Genomic DNA, 20,068 nt, shown 5'->3' with positions numbered 1-20,068 from the left:
ATCGCCTACGCTCCTGCCCGGGGCGCGAAGGTCTGGTCGAAGAGACGGAGCCAATTGCCACCGAGCAGCTTTCCGAGGCTCTCGTCGTCCACACCGGAGCCCGCCAGGGCGTCGATCACTCCCGGGAACGCCTCCGGGGATTCGAACCACACCGGCCACTCGACGACGGGGGCATGCTCGTCGATCGGTACCGGACTCTCGCGGCCCCACCGACCGGCGCGCCACCACTTCACCATGGAGACGTCGTAGCCGGTGTAGAAGTCGGTGCCGAAGGCGACATGATCGATGCCGATCTGATCGATCGTCCACAGGGTCATGTCGACGAAGCTCTGCAGGGTGGCGTGCTTCCCGCCCTTGAGCATCCGGACGTACGGACTCAGGCCGACGACACCGCCTGCACTCGCGAGTTCCTTCAGCACGGTCGTCGACTTCGGTCGGCGATTCAGCTCGACATCCGACCCCACGAACTCCAGAGGATTCGCGTGGGTGACGGCGACCGGCCGCTCGCTGTATTCGATGGTGTCGAGGCAGGTCTTCTCCGAGCAGTGCGAGAGGTCGATGAGCACACCCGTCTGATTCATCTCGCGCACGAAGCCACGACCGACGTGAGTGCTGAGGCCCGAGTCCTCGTTCTCCCAGCAGCCTGCGGCGATGCTGTTCTGGGTGTTGTACGTCAACTGCATGATCCGCACTCCGAGGTCGTGGAAGACCTGTACGAGACGAATGTCGTCCTCGAGTGCGGCCGTGTTCTGGAATCCGAAGACCACCGCCGTGCGCCCGCTGCCGCTGATGCGGCGGATGTCATCGACCGTGCGTGCCAATTCGATGAGGTCCGCGTGCTCAGCGAACAGGTCGTTCCACTGGCCGATCACCGACAGCGTCTCCCGCGTGTTCTCCCAGACCGACAGGGTGACGTGGACGCATCCGACCCTGCCGCGCTGCCACTCGAGGAACCGGTCTCGATTCGGTGCACTGTATTCCAGGCAATCAACGACGAGATGATCTGACATGCTTCGTACTCCTCAATTCTCTACGGTGGGTGCGGCCAGGCCGAAGGGATCGACAGCTGGTGCCACGTCTTGCACCACGGTCTTGACGTGGCGGAACTCTTGCAGGGATTCGAGGCCGTTTTCCCGGCCGATCCCCGACATCTTGACCCCGCCGAAGGGGGTTCTCCAATCCATCCCCCGGTAGGTGTTGACCCAGACCGTGCCGGCGGCAAGACGCTGCGAGGCCTCATGCGCTCGCGCCTGTGATCCCGTCCAAATCCCTGCGGCGAGACCGTAGTCACTGGCGTTCGCGACCTCGAGGGCCTCTTCGAACGATTCGACACGCAGCACGGTGACGACGGGTCCGAACACCTCCGTTCGGCAGATCATGGAGTCGGCCGCCGCACCGGTGAGGATCGTGGGCCCCACCCAGTAGCCGCCCTCGCCCCCGACCGCCGCTCCGGGTGCCTCCCGTCGAGTTCGGCGCGAGCACCGTCGCGCACGGCCTCGTCAATCAACGACACGACCCGGTCGTACTGCTGCGCAGTCGCGATCGGCCCCAGGTGCACGTCGTCACGCATCGGATCCCCCACCACGAGCTGGTTGGCGTGCGCGATGAACCGGCCCAGGAATTCTTCGTACACATCCGCGTGGACGATGAGTCTGGATCCCGCGACACAAGTTTGACCGGTGCCGCTGAAGACGCCCTGCGTCGCGGCGATCACAGCGCTGTCGAGGTCAGCGTCGTCCATCACGATGTGCGCCGACTTTCCACCCGCCTCGCACACGAATCGGCCCATGCGGCCAGCAACCTGGGAACCGATGGCACGGCCTGCAGCGGTGCTGCCAGTGAACGTCACCATCGCAACACGCGAGTCCTCCACTAGGAGCTCACCGACCTCCCGATCCCCGAGCACGACGTTGAATGCTCCGGTCGGCACCCCTGCCTCTGCCATGAGTTCGGCAAGAAACAGGGTGCTGACACTCGACGCGACCGGAGGCTTCGCCACGATGGTGTTACCCGCCGCGAGGGCGGGGGCGAACTTCCAGGTACCGAGTGAGAATGCTCCGTTGAACGGGGTGATGGCTCCAACCACTCCCACCGGTTCGTGGCGGATCTGCGCCGACTTCGTGCGGGTCAGCGCGACCAGCTGCTCACGCTCAGTCTCCAGAGCGGAAGCGTAGTAGCGGTACCAGGTGGCGGCATAATGGATCTCCGCCCGAGTTGCCGCGATCGGCTTGCCGGTGGCGATGGTCTCGAGTTCGGCGAGCTCCTGGGCATTGCCGTCCACGAGGTCCGCAATGCTGCGCAACACCCCTGCTCGTCGCAGGGGATCCCCGGTCCACGCCGGATCGGTCTGTGCGAACGCCGCCGCCGACACCGCTCGAGACACCACACTGGGGTCGACCGCCAGCTCGGCCCACTGCTCTCCGTCCGCGGGATCGATCACCTGCACGGAGTCACCGGAAGCGTCTACGAACACCCCACCGACATACGAGGTGAATCGATTCTCGAATCGTTCCGAGAAGCTTCCTGCAGTGGTGTTCATCGTGCCGCCCTTCATCGTCGCGAGGTAATGAATACGTTTACTGTATACGTTTACATTTGTGAGCGCAAGCCCCTCTGTGGCGCTGGGACCGTGTGGCGCGCAATTGCGACGGAGATCTCACGCGCGCAGGAGCGATTCGCCGGGAATGCCCCGTTGTTGGTGAGATCTCCGTCGGAAGTGACGCGGGGCATGGCGGGGCGGGGCATGCGGAGCAGGGCATGGCAGGGCAGGGCAGGGCAGGCACCGGCGCAGCAACGTGCAGCGCGGCAGGCACGGGGCTTACCCGTGGGCGAGCAGCTCGAGGCCGATAACCGCGATCCCGAGCAGCGCCGCCGCGCTCAGCACGAGGAGGTTCATCCACCACGACATCTTGACGCGCTTGATGGCGATCCGGGTCACGACGACCAGGCCCACCACCAGTGCGATCGCGGCGGCGCGCAGGCCGACCTGCAGGCTCCAGCCGCCGAACACCGACACGGACAGCAGAGCGATCGGGGTGATGATCGCGCCGATCGCGCCGAAGCTCACCCGCATCTTGTGCCGCAGCTCGGGCCCGGTCGGCAGACGCCCGTGGATCGCGATGCCCGAGATCACGTCGGCCAGGAACACCGCGAGCAGCGTGCCGGCGTTCGTGATGAGCAGGGTGGTGAGTGCTTCTGCAGGCCCGAGCTCCGCGCTGTGCGAGCTCATCGCGAGGAGCACAGCGAGTGACGTGAAGGAGAGGTAGATGCGCTCCTTCAGGAGCTCGGCGCGCGCCTCTGCCGGCTCATCTCCGTGGACGATGTCGCGGGTATTCACGCGACCAGCATATGTTCGCGAGGGTGAGGTCGACTCGTCGCGCTCGCTCGATCAGCTTGGGTGCGCTCGATCAGAGGGCGATCTGAGCCGCCGCGCCGAACCCCGGCGCAATAACGGCGGAGATCTCACGTATGGAGGAGCGATTCGCCGGGAATGGTCCGTTATACGTGAGATCTCCGCCGGAAGTGGGGGTGGGAAGGGGAAGAGGGGAAGAAGGAAGTGGCGCGGCGCCGGGGCAGTGGCGGCGCCGGGGCGGGCGCAGCGCCAGGCGCCGCGCCCCTCTACTCCTTCTCGCGCCCGTAGGCCGCGACCACCGCCAGGATGATCACGCCGTAGATGAGGTTCTGCACCGTCGCGCCCAGGTTGAACACGGCGACCAGCGTGGCCACCTGTCCGAGCACGAGCGCCCCGACGAACGTGCCGATCATCGATCCGCGGCCGCCGAAGATCGACGCACCGCCGACCACCACCGCGGCGACGGACCCCAGCAAGTACTGCGCGCCCATGTTCGCCTCGGCCTGCGAGTAGTAGCCGACGATGATGATGCCGGCGGAGGCCGACAGCAGGCCGCTCAGCGCGTAGCCGGCGATCCGGATCCGTGCCACCGGCTGCCCCGCGAGCCGGGCCGTGTGCTCCGAGGTGCCGACGAGGAAGAGCGAGCGACCCCATCCGGTGTAGCTCAGCAGCATCTGCAGCAGCACCATCAGCAGCAGTGCGATGGGCAGCACCCACGCGATCTGGTACCCCAGCAGCTCGAACTTCGCGGAGGTGATCGCCTTCAGCCCGGCCGGCACCACGGTCAGCTCGGAGAGGCTGAAGTTCAGCAGCACGACGCCGAAGAGCAGTCCGTTCATCGCGATCGTCGTCACGATGGGGGTGAGCCCCAGTTTCGCCACGATGAGACCGTTCACCATGCCGATGATCGCGCCGAACGCGAGCGCCAAGAGCAGCGCCGGGATCGTGCCGAGCGACCCCGCCCAGGTAAGGAATCCGAGGGCGGAGAACGCGATCGTGTTCGGCACCGAGAGGTCGATGCCGCCCTGGATCACGGCGATGGTCTGGCCGTACGAGGCGATCGCGAGGATCGCCGCGAACGTCGCGGTGCTGATGAGCCCCTCGACCGTGAAGAGGTTGGGCTTGATGATCCCGCCCACGACGAACAGCAGCACGAAGATGAGCATCGACCAGCCGGCGCGGGGCACCCGCGACAGCACGTTCTTCGAGAGACGCGAGGGGGTCGGCGACTCGCCGCCGAGGCCCTCACCGGAGCCGGGGGCGGAGCTCCCCGGTGCGGATTCGATGGTTGCGGTCATTTCCGTGCTCCTCTCAGCGCGGTGAAGCTGCGGTTCGCGATCACGGGGATCGCCACCACCGCGAGGATGATCAGGGCGTTGATGACGTACTGCCAGTACGAGTTGATGCCGGCGAAGAAGAGCAGATTGCCCACCATGCCGAGGGTGATCGCAGCGAGCACCGTGCCGAGCACACTGCCGCGACCACCGGAGAAGAGTGCGCCCGAGAGCGCGACGGCGGCGATCGAGGTGAGCAGGTAGGAGTCGCCGCTGCGCGGGTCGCCCGTCATGGTCGATCCGGCGAGCAGGATCGATGCGTAGCCGACGAGCGTGCCCGCCACCGTGAAGGCGATGAGCGTCGTGAGCCGCGAGTTGAGGCCCGCGGCCTGCACGGCCTGGCGGTTCGATCCGACGCCGTACACCTGCCGCCCGAGCGGGGTGCGCTGCAGGTAGAGCCAGACGAGCACCGCGGCGATGATCAGCCACATGAGTGCGATCGGGAAGAACGGGAAGAGCTCACCGCTCGTGGCGAAGTAGACGGCCTCGCCGAGCGTGCCGCCCGGTCGGTCGAGGATCTGCCGGGCGAGCGCGGCGAAGATGAACGAGCTGGCCAGCGTCACGGCGATCGCGGGCAGCCTGAGATACGAGACCAGCACCCCGTTGAAGAGTCCGCACAGCGCTCCCGTGGCCAGGGCGAGCAGGATCGCGACGGGCGGTGACAGCTGCGCGTATTGCGTCGCGAACACGACGTTGCAGAGGCTCATCATCGCGCCGATCGAGATGTCGATGCCGCCGGTGATGACGATGATGAGCTGCGCCAGCGCGACGATCGCGAGCGGCACGACGAGGTTCGCGGCCGACTGCAGCTGGAAGCGCGACAGCAGCCCGGGATTGACCGCGATGTAGATCGCGAAGAACGCGACGAACGCGAGGATCGGGGCCAGCGCCCCCTCGCGCCGGATCCGCTGGATTCCGAGTGCAATGGGGCCCGCCGAGATGGTGTTCTCGAGCCGGACCGTGGTGGTCTGGGTCATGATTCGCTCCTCGTGCCGACGGCGGCGCCGACCACGTTGTCTGGGGTGATGAGCTCGCCCTCGAGCTCGGCGGCGACGGTGCCCCGGTAGAGCACCGCGACGCGGTGGCACATGTGCACGAGCTCCTCGACCTCGGTCGAGAACCACACGATGGCGACCCCCTCCGCGGAGAGGCGCATCATCGCGGCGTACAGCTCCTGCTTCGCGCGCACGTCGATGCCGCGCGTGGGATCGTGCAGCAGCAGAACCTTGCGATCCCGCTCCAGCCAGCGCCCGAACACGAGCTTCTGCTGGTTGCCGCCCGAGAGCGCGGCGGCCTCCTCGCGCGGCCCGCGGGTGCGGACGCTGAGCGACTCGAGCACGCCGGTCATCCACCCGGACTCGCGGCGCTCGAGCGGGGGTCCGCCCGCACCGAACGGCTTCAGCCACGGCGCGAGCAGATTCTCGCCCACGCCGAGGGTCAGTGCGAGCCCCTCGGTCTTTCGATCCTCGGGCACAAATCCGAGCCCCGCGGCGACCGCGCGCACCGGGTTCAGGTGCCGCACCGGCTTGCCGGCGACCTGCCAGCTCGTGGCCGACGCGGGCGAGGCGCCGTAGAGCGCGCGCAGCAGTTCGGTCTGCCCGTGCCCCTGCAGTCCGCCGATGCCGAGGATCTCGCCCGGCGCGAGGCGGACGTCGATGCCGTGAATACCGGCGGAGGTGAGCCCGGTGATGTCCAGGACGGGTGCGGCCGTGGGATCGATCGGCCCCGGGCTCGGGAAGATCTTCTGCGTGTCGCGGCCCGCCATCATCGAGACGAGCTCGTCCTCGGTCCAGGATCCACGAGTGAAGGTGCCCACGGCATCGCCGTCGCGCAGCACCACGCCGTGGTCGGCGACGGTCGCGAGCTCGGAGAGCCGGTGGGAGACGTAGATGATGGCGACCCCGCGCGCGGTGAGATCCTCGATGCGTTCGAACAGCCAGCGCACCCCGAGCGGGTTCAGCGCCGACGAGGCCTCATCGAGGATGAGCACCTGCGGTTCCGCCGCGATCGCGCGGGCGATCTCGACGAGCTGCTGGTCGGCCAGGATGAGCGAGCTGAGCGGCGCCCCCGGGTCGATGTGGGTGAGTTCCAGGCCCTCCAGGATCGCGGCGGCCTCCCGCAGCGCGGTGCGCTGGGAGAAGCCGCCGCGCCCGTGGCGGCTCGGCAGGATCAGGTTCTCCGCGACGGTCCACTCGGGCACGAGCGCGAGCTCCTGGAACGCGCACACCACCCCGTGCTCCCGCGCCTCGGCGATGCTCCCCGGCGTGAACGGCTGACCGTTCACGAGGATCGTGCCCGAGGTGGGCCGGACGGCCCCCGCGAGGATCTTCGACACCGTGCTCTTGCCGGCGCCGTTCTCGCCCACGAGGGCGAGCACTTCGCCCCGGCGGCACGTGAACGTGGCCTTGTCGAGCGCTCGCACGGCACCGTAGTGCTTCACGAGGTCCGTGACATCGAGGATGATGTCGTGGGCGGTGCTGGGCTCACCGCCCAGCGGGGTGATGGTGTCCTGCGCGGTGCGCGTCACGATGCTCTCCTGCTTTCCCTGATCCGTGGTCCGACTGCGGCGACTAGCTCTGGTAGAACTCGAGCACTTCGTCGAGCGTCAGGTCGAGGCCCGGGAAGTCGAAGCCGAGCTGGAAGTTGTCGGGCATGTCCGGGTAGCAGAAGTCCTCGGCGTTCTCCTCGGTGATCTCGAGCGGAGCGAACAGCTGCTCCTTTTCGATGTCCTCGCCCTCGAGCAGCAGCACGGCCTGCTCCAGGCCCTTCGCGTAGATCGCCGGCTGACCGAAGACCATGTTGCCCTTCAGGCCCTGATCCTTGTACTCGACGAGCGTGCACGCCTCGCCGTTGTAGCCCGAGCCGCCCACGACCGGCACGAACGGGATGCCGGCATCGGCGAACGCCGCGGGCACTCCCTGGCCGCCGGTGAGGAAGGAGTACACGCCGCCCACGTCGGGGTTCGACTGCAGGATCTTGGCCATCGCCTCCTGGGCGTCGGCCTCGTTCCAGCCATTCGTGCCCTGCGCGACGATCGTGGCGCCCTCGGAGGTGAGGAGCTCCTCGACGCCGGGCATCGTGCCGTCATTGAGCGGCACACCTGCGAGGCCTTCGAGCACGGCGACGTTCTTGTCGTCGCCCAGGTTCTCGAGCAGCCACTCGGCACCGACGGTGCCCGCACTGCCCCAGTCGGTGGAGACCGTGTAGACGTAGTCGTTGTCGTACGGGCCGCCGTTCGCGATGACGGGGATCCCCGCGGCCTTCGCCTGCGTGATGGCGGCGTCGGCGCCCGTCGAGGAGGCGGGATCGAAGAGGATCGCATCGACACCATCGGCGATGAGATTCTGGATCGCCGCGTTCTGCTGCGCGGCGTCGTTGTCGTTGGTGCGCACGATCTTGAGCTCGACGGTGTCGGCGTAGTCGCGGGCGACGAGCGCCTGCATCGCAGCGAGACCGGTCTCGCGCCACGCCTGCCCGCCGAGGGGCTGCTGGAAGCCGATGACGAACTTCTCGCCCTCGCCCGATGCGCCCTCGGAGGATCCGCCGGCGTCCGCCGGTGCGGAGCTGCACGCGGCGGTGAACAGGAGCGCTGCTCCTGCGAGGACCGCCCCCGCCTGCTTCAGGCGTCGACGGCTGGTGGTGGCATGAGCATGCATTGATTTCTCCCTTGAAATCTTCGATTCGGTGAACGGTGACAACCGGGTGTGGCTCGTTCCGAACGGTGAGGCTCGGCGTTGAGCGCGGCGCACACGGGTGCTGAAATGCACAGTAGCGCAAAAATGTTAGCGGTGCCAGGAGCGCTATCATAACAATTCGATGTCACGCCCGCCACGATGGGCTTCGATCCCATTCGACGACTGGATCGATAGGGTGGGAGGCGGGGACAAGAATTCTTTTTCTCGCCGGCATCCGCGGAAGTTCAACGAAGTAGCGCATCACCGGAGACCGTCGGCGAGAGGACTTGACGAACTCCCGCCTCCGCGGGTAACGTGCTTGATAGCGCTACTGCTAGCGCTAACAGCACGTCACATCGGCCGGCAGGATCGGCCGCACAACGAACAGGATCCCGCATGGATTTCAACGGCGAAATCGGGCTCGAGCCGGATGTCACCATCCGCACCCGTGAGTTCCGCATCGGAGCCATCGGCGCCGGCATGATCATGGCCGACGTCCACCTCGAGGCTTACCGGCAGGCCGGTTTCACGGTCGCGGCCATCGCCTCGCGCACGACGTCGAAGGCCGCGGCACTCGCGGAGCGCTACGGCATCCCGGTCGTGCACGACACCCCGACCGAGCTCATCGAGGACCCGAGCATCGACATCATCGACATCGCGTACCCGCCGGATCAGCAGCCCGCTCTGATCCGCCACGCGCTCGCGCAGCCGCACGTCAAGGGGATCCTCGCCCAGAAGCCGCTCGCCCTCACGCTCGACGAGGCCCGCGCCCTGCGCGACGAGGCCGCCGCCGCCGGCAAGGTGCTCTCCGTCAACCAGAACATGCGCTACGACCAATCGATCCGGGTGCTGTCGCAGCTGCTCGACCAGGGCGCACTCGGCACCCCCGTGATCGCCACGATCGAGATGCGGGCCGTGCCGCACTGGCAGACCTTCCTCGAGGAGTACGACCGGCTCACGCTCGCGAACATGAGCGTGCACCACCTCGACGCGCTCCGCTTCCTCTTCGGCGAGCCTGAGCAGATATACACCGCCGTGCGCACCGATCCCCGTACCGCATTCGAGCACACCGACGGGGTGGTCGCCTCGACGCTGACGTTCCCGAGCGGACTGCTCGCGATCTCGCTCGAAGACGTCTGGGGCAGCCCGCGCGACGACACCTTCGAGTCCGACTTCTTCATCAAGTGGCGGGTCGAGGGCACGGAAGGGGTCGCGAAGGGCACGATCGGCTGGCCCGACGGCTCCCCCTCGACGCTCACCTACGCCTCGAACCTGACGACCGGCGGCAAGTGGGAGACCCCCACCTGGACCACCGAGTGGTTCCCGCACGCCTTCATCGGCGTGATGGAGCAGCTCCAGTACGCCCTCGCCACCGGCACGGCGCCGGCCCTGTCGGTCGCTGACAACGTGCAGACCATGGCGCTCGTCGAAGCGGGCTACCGCTCGATCGCCGAGAACCGCCCGGTGCGGCTCGACGAGTTCGCCGAGTAGCGCGACGGCCGAGGTGCGCGATCGCCGATCCCGCACCCGCCGATCCGCACCCCACGATTCACCACCCACCCAGAAATAGCAGCAAAGGAGCTCAACGCACATGATCCAGGTAGGAATCTTCTCGGGGTACTTCCCCTACGACCTCGAGACCACGGCGACCAAGATCCGCGATCTCGGATTCAACACCGTGCAGCTCGACCTCCACTTCACGGACATCGACCTCTCTGCGGGGCAGATCACCGACGCCAAGGCGAAGCGCGTGCGCGACACCTTCCGCGATCACGACCTGCCGATCTGCGCCATCTCGGCGTACACCAACATCGTGCACCCGGACGTCGACGAGCGTCGCCGTCGCGTGGACTACCTCAAGGAGATCCTGCGCAACGCACGCCAGTTCGGCACCCCGTACGTGATCTCCGAGTCGGGCACGTTCAACACCGAGAGCGACTGGGTACACCACGAGAAGAACAAGACCGAGGAGGGGTACCAGACCGCCCTCGAGGTGCTCACCGATCTCGCGCAGACGGCCTACGACCACGGCTCGGTCTTCCTGCTCGAGACCTACGTCAACAACGTCATCGGCTCGCTCGAGGAGACCGAGCGCGTATTCAAGGATCTCCAGCACCCCGGCATCGAGCTGCTGATGGACCCGACGAACTACTTCGAGACCCACAACATCGACCAGCAGCAGGACGTGCTCGGCGCGGTCTTCGACAGCCTCGGCGATCGCGTGAAGATCGCGCACGCCAAGGACGTGAAGCGCTCGGGCGACGACAAGAGCGAGAAGCACGCCGACATCGGCGACAGCTCCGCCGCCGAGTCGCACACCTTCCGCGGCGTCGGTGAGATCGAGCTGCCCGCCGCGGGCCTCGGCGAGCTGGACTACGACTACTACGTGCAGCGCCTGTCCGAGAAGTCGCCGAACGTCCCGCTCATCATCGAGCACCTCGACGAGTCCGATGTGCCGCGCGCCAAGCGCTTCATCGACGACGTGCTGAAGCGGAACGGGGTCTGATCCACATGGCAACGACGAATCCGTCGGCGTCCTCCACCGGGGCGTCGCACGACGCCCCTCGGGGGGCGGCACTCATCACCGGAGCGGGCGGGGCGCTCGGTCGCGCCACCGCGCTGCGGTTGGCGGCCGACGGGTTCGCCGTCGCCGTGCTCGGCCGCGAGAGCGAGGAGCTGCGCGAGACCGCGACGCTCCTCGCCGATGCCGGGCATCGCGGGCACACCGTGGTGTGCGACCTCCGCGAACCGGCGAGCATCGCCGCGGCCGTGGACGAGGTCGAGCGCGAGCTCGGTCCCCTCACCGCGGTGATCAACAACGCGGCGATCTACCCGCCCACCCCGTTCCTCGAGATCCCGCTCGCGGAGTACGAGGACGTGGTGCGCGTCAACCAGACCGGCTACTTCCTGGTCGCCCAGGAGTCGGCGAAGCGCATGGTGCCCCGCGGCGCCGGTGCGATCGTCAACGTGAGCTCCATCACGTTCCACGGCGGCTGGGCGAACCTCGCGAGCTACGTCTCCACCAAGGGTGCGTCCGTCGGCCTGACCCGCGCCCTCGCGCGTGAACTCGGCGGGTCCGGGATCCGCGTGAACGCGGTCTCCCCCGGCGCCTTCCCGACGAAGGCCGAGGAGATCCACGAGAACCCCGAGCAGTACACGCAGTGGGTGCTCGACCGCCAGTCGCTCAAGCGACGCGGCGGCAACGAGGAGCTCGCCTCCGTGATCTCGTTCCTCGTCGGCCCCGATTCGAGCTTCCTGACCGGCCAGACGTTGAACGTCGACGGCGGATGGGTGATGGAGTAACCATGACGACCTTCTTCGACACCCCGATCCCGACGGCGGAGCTCCGGCGCCGCACCGGCGACCTCTCCGCGATCGCCGGGATCCGCGAGACTGTGCTCGACAACGGCAGCGAGCGCGGCGTGCGCTCGCTCGTGCTCCGCAACGCCTCGGGCCTCGAGGTCGAGGTGCTGATCGACCGCGGCTTCGATCTCGGCGGCGCGCGCTGGCGCGGCCTCCCCTTCGGGTGGCGCTCCGGCAACGGCTTCCGCCACCCCGGGCTGCACGAGGCCGACGCCGAGGGCGGGCTGTCGTGGCTCCGCGCGCTCGACGGGCTGCTCGTCACCGGCGGGCTGGACCACGCGCTCTTCGGCGGCGAGTACGACGCGAGCCACTACGCCTACCCGCCCAAGCAGACCGTCACCCACGGCCTGCACGGCCGGCTCACGGCGATCCCGGGCCGCCTGCTCTCCATCGAGGAGGACTGGCACGACGTCGGCGGTGTGCTGCGCGTGCGCGGCGAGGTGATCCAGGCGACCTCGTTCGGCGAGCACCTCCGCCTCACCCGCACGGTCGAGATCGACATCTTCGGCGACGAGGTGCGCGTGCACGACACGGTCGACAACCTCGGCTTCGAGCGCACCCCGCACATGTTCCTGTACCACCTGAACCTCGGCTGGCCGTTCGTCGACGAGGGCAGCGAGCTCGTCGCCCCGATCCGGCGCCAGCTCTGGGCCTCCGACTCGACGACGGAGCAGGGGGTGCCGCACACCCCGATGCCGGCACCGATCACCGGGTTCGTCGAGCAGGTCTGGGAGCACGAGCTCCAGGCCGGCGCCGACGGCGACCACCGCGTCGCGCTGATCCGCCCGGATCGCGAGCTCGGCATCGAGGTGAGCTGGGACGCGCGCACCATGCCGAACTTCTTCGAGTGGCAGAACATGCGCGCCGGCCAGTACGGCCTCGGCCTCGAGCCCTCCTCGAACCACGTCGAGGGCGAGCAGCACGCCCGCGACACCGGCGAACTGACCTGGCTGGAGCACGGCGAGCGCCGCGACTACCGCCTCGCCGTCAAGATCCTGCACACTCCCGACGCGATCACGGGCTCCGTGGACGCCATCACCAACATCCCGCTGTAAAGGAACCCCCATGAACGCGACAGCCACTCCCGGAATCCTCTCCGGATACCGGGTGATCGACTGCTCCATCGCGATGGCCGGCCCGTTCGCCGCCCAGCGGCTCGGCGACCTCGGCGCCGATGTGATCAAGGTCGAGCCGACGAGCGGCGAGTGGCAGCGCCACGCCCCCGCGGGCGGTGCCACCGGCAAGGAGATCAACGTCTCCTTCCTGTCGCTGAACCGCAACAAGCGGTCGCTCGCGGTGAATCTCAAAGACGACGAGGGGCGCCAGCTGCTCTTCGACCTGGTGCGCTCCGCCGACGTCTTCCTCCAGAACTACCGGCCCGGTGTGGCCGAGCGGCTGGGCGTGGACTACGAGTCGCTGCGGAAGATCAACCCGAAGCTCGTCTACGTCTCGATCTCGGGCTACGGCGAGGACGGTCCGTACCGGGATCGCCCGGGGCAGGATCTGCTGCTGCAGGCCATGAGCGGGGCGATGCTGTCGGCGGGGGCGCACGGCACGCCGCCCCAGGCGGCGGGGCAGTACCTGGTCGACGCCATCACCGCGTCGACGGCGTTCGAGGGGGCGCTCGCCGCGCTGCTGCACCGCGAGCGCACGGGCGAGGGGCAGAAGGTGTCGGTGAACATGCTCGACGCCATCACCACGCTGCAGATGCAGGAGCTCTCGGTGTACCTGATGGGTAGCCTGCCGCAGCAGCGCAGCGAGCAGCCGCACGCCCACGTCTACATCCGCTCGCCCTACGGCACCTTCGCGACCACCGATGGGTACCTCGCGCTCGCGATGCCGGACCTCAAGACGCTCGGCCGCCTCATCGGTGAGCCGTCGTTCGAGGATCTGAACGACGAGGTCGACGGCTGGACCCGGCGCGACGAGATCTTCGCGAAGACCGCGGCCGGCCTCGCGAAGCAGAGCACGGCGCACTGGGTGCAGGTGCTCGGGGAGGCCGGGATCTGGGTCGGTCCGGTGTACGGCTACGCCGATCTCGTGGCGGATCCCCAGATCGCGCACAACGGCACGTTCGTCGAGTACGAGCACCCGATCGAGGGGCCGGTCAAGACGCCCGGGTTCCCCTACGCGTTCTCGGCCACCCCCGCGCGCATCGATCGCGGAGCGCCGCGCGTCGGCGAGCACAGCAGCGAGATCGCGCACGAGCTCGGGGTCACTGACGCGCAGTTCGCGGCGCTGGTCGAGCGCGGCGTCGTCGTCGAGACCGTCGGGAGCTGAGATGCGCACGGGGGACGATGCCGACGCTGCAGCCGCAACCGCGGGATTCCGGGGCCTCACCTGGGATCACCCGCGCGGGGTGCACGCCCTGCGGGCCGCGGCTGAGCAGGCCGAGACCCTCGGCGCACCGGTGTCGCTGCGCTGGGACGCGCAGCCGCTGGAGGGCTTCGAGTCGGCCCCGATCGGCGAGCTCGCCTCGCGCTACGACCTGCTGGTGATCGACCACCCGCACCTCGGCGACGCCATCGCGCAGGGTGCGCTGCAGCCGCTCGACGCGGTGCTCCCCGCGGAGCTGCTCGCGGACCTCGCCGCCCACTCCGTCGGCCCCTCCTACACGTCGTACTCGGCCGAGGGCCACCTCTGGGCGCTGCCGCTCGACGCAGCGACCCAGGTCGCCGCCGTGCGCGAGGATCTGGTGGATCACACGCCCTCGACCTGGGACGAGGTGCGGGAGCTCGCGCGCGGCGGTTCGGGATCCCGTGCTTCCGTCGCCCTCTCGCTCGCGGGGCCCCACGCCTTCCTCAGCCTCTGCTCGATCGCGGTGTCGCTCGGAGCGGAACCGCGCTCACTGGCGCCCCGCCCAGAGTTCGAGGCGGATCCGGCACCGCTCTTCGACCGCGACGCCGCGGTCACCGCGCTCGCCCTGCTGCACGAGCTCGCGGAGCGGGCTCCGGCCGGCACCGCGGCGCTGAACCCGATCGGGCTCCTCGACCGCATGCGCGCGAGCGACGACATCGCGTACATCCCGCTCGTCTACGGCTACGTGAACTACTCGGCGGCGAGCACCGCGTCGACTCCGGGATCGCGCGTCCGCTTCGTCGACGCCCCGGCGGCCGTGCGCGGCGGACGACCGGGCAGCACCATCGGCGGCACCGGGATCGCGATCAGCGCGGGCACCCGGGTCACCCCGGAGCTCGTGGCCCACCTCGGCTGGTTGCTCTCGGCGGAGGCGCAGGAGGGGTTCATTCCGCAGCACGACGGCCAGCCGTCCCGCATCTCCGCCTGGGAGGCGGAGGCGGTTAACGCCCCGAGCGCCGACTTCTACCGCGGTACCCGTCGCACCCTCGACGACTCGTGGGTGCGGCCGCGCTTCGCCGGGTACACCGCGTTCCAGACCGAGGCCTCCGCCATCGTCCGCGACGGGCTCGGGTTCCCGGGGTTCGATCCCGCCGCGACCCTCGCACGCCTCGAGGCCGCGTATCTCACCGCGCTCACGAGCGCCGCCCACCTCACGCAGACAGGAGCGACCCCATGATCCTCAGCGAGTGCGAGCAGATCCTCGCCGAGCAGGACGGTCACGTCGTGACGATCACGATCAACCGCCCCGAGAAGCTCAACGCCGTGACCCAGGAGATGTCGGCGGAGCTCACGCGTCTCGCCCACGTCATCAACGACGACGGCTCCGTGCGCGCCGTCGTGCTCACCGGGGCGGGCGACCGCGCCTTCTCCGCCGGGAGCGACATCCGCTCGCTCGACAAGTACACGACCCCGTGGGAGTTCCGGAACCGGGTCGACTACTGCGATGCGCTGCGGGAGCTCCGCAAGCCCATCGTCGCCGCGGTCAACGGCTTCGCCTTCGGCGGCGGCCTCGAGACCGCGATGATCTGCGACATCCGGCTGGCGAGCACCGCGGCCCGGCTCGCGGCGCCCGAGGTCAAGCTCGGCTGGATCGGCGGCGGCGGCATGAGCGCCTTCCTCGCCCACTCCGCCGGTGCGAGCAATGCCGCGCTCATGCTGCTGACCGGAGACCCCATCGACGCCGAGACGGCGCTGCGGTTCGGCCTGGTCAGCGAGGTGCTCGAACCGGAGGCACTGCTCCCCCGCGCCCAGGAGCTCGCGGCGATCATCGCGAGCCGCCCGCCCATCGCCATCGAGACCGCGAAGGCGAACCTGCGGGCGGCGCACACGATGCCGTTCGACCAGGCGATGGCGTACGAGCGCGACCTGCAGACGATCTGCTTCGCCACCGAGGACGCGGCCGAGGGCCGGGCGGCCTTCGCCGAGAAGCGCGCGGCCTCGTTCACCGGACGCTGATCCCGCGCGGCGCTCCCCGGCCCACTCCACTCCCTCACCCACTGACACCCTCACCGACTGACACCCTCACCCCTCGCACCCCACAGGAGCCACGATGACGGCACACGCCCCCGCACCCGACCAGCCCGCCGACTGGATCGGCGCCGCGTCCGCGGGTCTGCCCGCCGCCGGCGCCGGCACCCTCGTGGGCCGCGTGTTCGAGCCGGCTGCGGACGGCCCCACCCCGGTGCTCGTCGAGGCGGGCGAGGTCTACGCGCTCACCCCGCGCTTCGCGACGGTGAGCGACCTGACCGAGCAGCCCGATCCCGCGACGGCGGCGCGCGCGGCGAAGGGTGCCCACCTCGGCTCGTTCGCCGAGATCCACGCGAACAGCCAGCACGGCCGGCGCGATCCGGCGACCCCCTGGCTGCTGGCCCCGCACGATCTCCACGCCGTGAAGGCCGCCGGGGTGACGTTCGCCGTGTCGATGGTCGAGCGGGTCATCGAGGAGCGCGCGGGCGGCGACCAGGAGCAGGCGGCCGCGCTCCGCGAGCAGATCACCGAGCAGATCGGCGGGGATCTCCGCTCGCTCCGACCCGGTTCCCTGCGCGCGGCAGAGCTGAAGAGCTATCTCGTCGAGCGCGGCATGTGGTCCCAGTACCTGGAGGTCGGCATCGGCCCCGACGCCGAGATCTTCAGCAAGGCGCTGCCGCTCGCGTCGGTCGGGGTCGGCGCCGAGATCGGCGTGCTCGCGGCCTCGAACTGGAACAACCCGGAGCCCGAGGCCGTGCTCGTCGTGAGCTCGGACGGCCGGATCGTCGGCGCGACCCTCGGCAACGACGTCAACCTCCGCGACATCGAAGGGCGCAGCGCGCTGCTGCTGCCGAAGGCGAAGGACAACAACGCGTCGAGCGCGACCGGGCCGCTGATCCGGCTCTTCGACGCGGGCTTCACGCTCGACGACGTCCACGCCATGGAGGTGCGTCTCACCGTGCGCGGGGAGGACGGCTACGTGCTCGAGGCCGCCTCGGACATGTCGCAGATCAGCCGGGATCCCGAGTCGCTCGTCGCCCAGCTGATCGGCCCGCACCACCAGTACCCCGACGGGGCCCTGCTGTTCCTCGGCACCCTGTTCGCGCCGGTGGACGACCGGGGCGAGGCCGGCAAGGGCTTCACCCACCAGGTGGGCGACGTCGTGGAGATCCACTCCCCCCTGATCGGCACCCTGGTCAACCGGGTGCAGCTCAGCGAGGAGTGCGCACCGTGGACGTTCGGGCTGACCGACCTCATGAGAAACCTGGCCGGCCGTGGACTACTATGATCCGAGGATCGAGCGCTCAGAAGGGCGGACAGCGTGACACGCAGAAGCACGAACTCTGTGACGCTGCACGACGTCGCGGCGCACGCGGGGGTCTCCCCGCAGACGGTGTCACGCGCGATCCGGATGCCCAATCTCGTGTCGGAATCGACCCTCGCCGTCGTGCGCACCTCGATCGCCGAGACCGGCTACGTGCCGAACCTGGCCGCGAGCAACCTCGCCTCGAATCGCAGCATGACGGTCGCGGCGCTCGTGCCGGCCGTGTCGTACTCGGTGTTCGCGGAGACGATCCACGGTCTCGACGCCGTGCTGGCTTCGAAGGGGTACCACCTCTTCATCGGGTCGACCGACTACGACGCCGATCGCGAGGAGGAGCTGATCCGCGCGTTCCTGGGGCGGCGCCCCGACGGGATCATCGTCGTCGGCACGGAGCACACCCCGGCGGCGCGGGCCATGCTCGCGGGCGCCAAGGTGCCGGTCGTCGAGACCTGGAGCTGGACCGATGAGCCCATCGACTCGCTCGTCGGATTCTCGAACCGCGAGGCCATCACGGCCGTCGTCGACTACGTGCACTCCCGCGGCTACCGGCACCCGACGTTCGCGGGCTGGCTCACCGGCTCCGACTCGCGCGCGCTCGACCGGCGCCTCGCGTTCGAGCAGCGCACGCGCGAGCTCTACCCGGGCGAACCGATCCGGGTCGTCGACTCGGGTGCCGACGGCATCAGCATCGCGGCGGGCCGGGCACTCCTCGATCGCGCGCTGCGGGAGCACCCCGAGACCGATGTGCTGCTCTGCGCGAGCGACATCTTCGCGACCGGTGCGCTGCTCGAGGCCCAGTCGCGCGGCATCGCGGTGCCGGATCGCCTCGCGATCTGCGGCTTCGGCGACTTCGAGCTCAGTCGGCACCTCAGCCCCGCGCTCACCACCGTGAGCACCCCGAACCTCGAGATCGGCCGCCGCGCCGGCGAACTGCTGCTGAGCCGCATGCACGGCGAGACCGCCGAGCCGACGTCGCTCGACCTCGGCTTTTCGCTCGCGGCGCGCGACTCGGCGTAGTTCGCGCTTCTGCGGTTCCGCACTGCCGTACTCGCGCGCTCGCTCGTTCCCTCCACCCCCACCCGACAGGAGCACCATGCTGTCCACCACCAACCCGACCACCGGCGTCACGACCGACGCCGGCATCGTCCTCACCACCGATGCCGAGCTCGACGCGATCACCGCGGCCGCCGCGGCCGCCGCCCCGGAGCTCGCCCGCCGCGACCGCGACTGGCGCGCCTCCCTGCTCGAATCGATGGCCGACGCGCTCGAGGAGCGCCGAGCCGACCTCGTCGACGTCGCGCGGCAGGAGACCGGGCTCGGCGATCCGCGCCTGAACGGCGAACTCAGCCGCACCGCGTTCCAACTGCGCCTCTTCGCCGAGGCCGTGCGCGAGGGCGGGTTCCTCGAGGCCATGATCGACCACGCGGGCGACACGCCCCTCGGGCCCGGACCCGACGTGCGCCGCCTGCTGATCCCGCTCGGGCCGGTCGCGGTCTTCGGTTCGAGCAACTTCCCCTTCGCGTTCTCCGTACCGGGCGGCGACACCGCCTCAGCGCTGGCCGCGGGGAACCCCGTCGTCGTCAAGGCGCACAGCGCGCACCTGCTCACCTCGCGGCTCGCGTTCGAGGCGCTGCGGGCCGGCGCCGAGCGCGTCGGAGCGCCCGCCGGCACCGTCGGCATCGTGTACGGCCAGTCCGCGGGTGCGGCGCTCGTCGCGCACCCGGCGATCCGCGCCGTCGGCTTCACCGGCTCGCTCGGGGCCGCCCAGCGGCTGCAGCAGATCATCGACGGGCGCGAGATCCCGATCCCGCTCTACGGCGAACTGCAGAGTGTGAACCCCGTGATCGTGACCGCCGGGGCGCTCACCGCGAACGGCGAGGCGCTCTCTGCCGGTCTCGCTGGGTCCGTCACGGGATCGGGCGGGCAACTCTGCACGAAGCCCGGTCTGGTCTTCCTGCCGGAGGGCGAGGCGGGCGATCGATTCGCGGAGACGCTCGCCGCGGCGATCGGCGCTCAGCCGCCGCACGTGCTGCTCGGCGAGCGGGTGCACGAGAACTTCGAGCGCGTGCGCGGCGAGCTGCAGTCGGCGGCCGGGGTCACGGAGCTGGCCCGCGGCGAGTCCGGCGGGCACGGGTACTCGAGCGCCGCGGCGGTGCTGAGCGTCGGCATCGACGACTTCTCCGTCGACCACACCGAGGAGGCGTTCGGGCCGCTCGTGGTGCTGGTGCGCTACACCGACGTCAGCCAGGTCGAGGCCGGGCTGCGTGTGGTTCCGGGATCCCTCACCGCGACGATCCACGCGGCCGCCGATGAGGCCGAGCTCACCGCGCGGATCGCGGAGCTCGTGGCGCCGATCGCCGGGCGGCTGCTGTTTGGGGGGTTCCCGACCGGGGTGCGCGTCTCCTGGGCGCAGCACCACGGCGGACCGTGGCCCGCGACGAACTCGCTCCACACCTCGGTGGGGGTGACGGCGATCCGGCGGTTCCTGCGGCCCATGGTGTGGCAGGACGCGCCCGAAGCAGTGCTGCCGGCCGAGCTGCGCGAGGGCGACCGCTCCGTGCCGCGGCGGGTCGACGGGGTGCTGCAGCTGGCGGGGTAGGGGTGTGGGGTGGTGAGTGCTGAGTGCGGCTCGCTCCAGCACGCTTCCAGCCCCATTCCATTGGCCCGCAGGGTCACACACTGCGGAGATCTCACT

18 protein-coding genes are annotated in these 20,068 nt (G+C 69.4%); 10 read left to right on the top strand and 8 right to left on the bottom strand.

Annotated features, from left to right (window positions below):
* Positions 1-5: 5 nt before the first annotated feature.
* The 8 genes from MUN76_RS10780 to MUN76_RS10750 form a co-directional block, all read right to left on the bottom strand.
* On the bottom strand, positions 6-1,010 hold the full coding sequence (locus MUN76_RS10780; RefSeq protein ID WP_244684588.1) for a membrane dipeptidase: 1,005 nt from the start codon (positions 1,008-1,010) through the stop codon (positions 6-8).
* Between the two features lie 12 nt (positions 1,011-1,022).
* Positions 1,023-1,418, bottom strand: a complete 396-nt coding sequence (locus MUN76_RS15520) for an aldehyde dehydrogenase family protein (protein ID WP_256451787.1) — start codon at positions 1,416-1,418, stop codon at positions 1,023-1,025.
* Entirely contained in the window at positions 1,376-2,539 is a 1,164-nt protein-coding gene (locus MUN76_RS10775) for an aldehyde dehydrogenase family protein (RefSeq protein WP_256451786.1), read from the bottom strand. Before MUN76_RS10775 ends, MUN76_RS15520 begins: the two co-directional genes overlap by 43 nt.
* A 279-nt stretch (positions 2,540-2,818) precedes the next feature.
* Positions 2,819-3,337: a hypothetical protein gene (locus MUN76_RS10770; RefSeq protein WP_244684586.1), complete on the bottom strand. Its 519-nt coding sequence runs from the start codon at positions 3,335-3,337 to the stop codon at positions 2,819-2,821.
* Between the two features lie 281 nt (positions 3,338-3,618).
* A complete protein-coding gene (locus MUN76_RS10765) occupies positions 3,619-4,650 on the bottom strand; it encodes an ABC transporter permease (protein ID WP_244684585.1) in 1,032 nt (343 codons plus the stop codon).
* Complete coding sequence (locus tag MUN76_RS10760; protein ID WP_244684584.1) at positions 4,647-5,663, bottom strand: ABC transporter permease; 1,017 nt, start codon at positions 5,661-5,663, stop codon at positions 4,647-4,649. Before MUN76_RS10760 ends, MUN76_RS10765 begins: the two co-directional genes overlap by 4 nt.
* Positions 5,660-7,213: a sugar ABC transporter ATP-binding protein gene (locus tag MUN76_RS10755; RefSeq protein WP_244684583.1), complete on the bottom strand. Its 1,554-nt coding sequence runs from the start codon at positions 7,211-7,213 to the stop codon at positions 5,660-5,662. Before MUN76_RS10755 ends, MUN76_RS10760 begins: the two co-directional genes overlap by 4 nt.
* A 43-nt stretch (positions 7,214-7,256) precedes the next feature.
* On the bottom strand, positions 7,257-8,342 hold the full coding sequence (locus MUN76_RS10750) for a substrate-binding domain-containing protein (protein WP_244684582.1): 1,086 nt from the start codon (positions 8,340-8,342) through the stop codon (positions 7,257-7,259).
* Between the two features lie 414 nt (positions 8,343-8,756).
* Between MUN76_RS10750 and MUN76_RS10745 the strand changes: the two genes are divergently transcribed.
* From MUN76_RS10745 to MUN76_RS10700, 10 genes are all read left to right on the top strand, one after another.
* Positions 8,757-9,851 (top strand): Gfo/Idh/MocA family protein, encoded by a 1,095-nt coding sequence (locus MUN76_RS10745; RefSeq protein WP_244684581.1) that lies wholly within the window; start codon positions 8,757-8,759, stop codon positions 9,849-9,851.
* A 100-nt stretch (positions 9,852-9,951) separates the two neighbouring features.
* A complete protein-coding gene (locus tag MUN76_RS10740; protein WP_244684580.1) occupies positions 9,952-10,866 on the top strand; it encodes a sugar phosphate isomerase/epimerase family protein in 915 nt (304 codons plus the stop codon).
* A gap of 5 nt (positions 10,867-10,871) precedes the next feature.
* Positions 10,872-11,663, top strand: coding sequence for an SDR family NAD(P)-dependent oxidoreductase (locus MUN76_RS10735; RefSeq protein WP_244684579.1), 792 nt, complete (start codon positions 10,872-10,874; stop codon positions 11,661-11,663).
* Between the two features lie 2 nt (positions 11,664-11,665).
* The gene (locus MUN76_RS10730; RefSeq protein WP_244684577.1) at positions 11,666-12,778 is read left to right on the top strand and encodes an aldose 1-epimerase family protein; all 1,113 of its coding nucleotides are present in this window, start codon (positions 11,666-11,668) and stop codon (positions 12,776-12,778) included.
* Positions 12,779-12,788: 10 nt separating this feature from the next.
* Positions 12,789-14,003 carry a CaiB/BaiF CoA transferase family protein gene (locus MUN76_RS10725; protein ID WP_244684576.1) on the top strand — a complete coding sequence of 405 codons (1,215 nt, stop codon included), beginning with the start codon at positions 12,789-12,791 and terminating at the stop codon, positions 14,001-14,003.
* Position 14,004: 1 nt separating this feature from the next.
* Positions 14,005-15,258: an extracellular solute-binding protein gene (locus MUN76_RS10720; protein WP_244684575.1), complete on the top strand. Its 1,254-nt coding sequence runs from the start codon at positions 14,005-14,007 to the stop codon at positions 15,256-15,258.
* On the top strand, positions 15,255-16,037 hold the full coding sequence (locus MUN76_RS10715; protein ID WP_244684574.1) for an enoyl-CoA hydratase/isomerase family protein: 783 nt from the start codon (positions 15,255-15,257) through the stop codon (positions 16,035-16,037). Before MUN76_RS10720 ends, MUN76_RS10715 begins: the two co-directional genes overlap by 4 nt.
* 94 nt (positions 16,038-16,131) lie before the next feature.
* A complete protein-coding gene (locus MUN76_RS10710) occupies positions 16,132-17,337 on the top strand; it encodes a fumarylacetoacetate hydrolase family protein (RefSeq protein ID WP_244684573.1) in 1,206 nt (401 codons plus the stop codon).
* Between the two features lie 33 nt (positions 17,338-17,370).
* Entirely contained in the window at positions 17,371-18,390 is a 1,020-nt protein-coding gene (locus MUN76_RS10705; RefSeq protein ID WP_244684572.1) for a LacI family DNA-binding transcriptional regulator, read from the top strand.
* A gap of 76 nt (positions 18,391-18,466) precedes the next feature.
* Positions 18,467-19,972, top strand: a complete 1,506-nt coding sequence (locus MUN76_RS10700) for an aldehyde dehydrogenase (NADP(+)) (RefSeq protein WP_244684571.1) — start codon at positions 18,467-18,469, stop codon at positions 19,970-19,972.
* Positions 19,973-20,068 lie beyond the last annotated feature (96 nt).

The sequence above is a fragment of the Leucobacter rhizosphaerae genome (assembly GCF_022919175.1).
GTDB classification, from domain to species: Bacteria; Actinomycetota; Actinomycetes; order Actinomycetales; family Microbacteriaceae; genus Leucobacter; species Leucobacter rhizosphaerae.
This window is presented reverse-complemented; position numbering and strand designations above follow the sequence as displayed.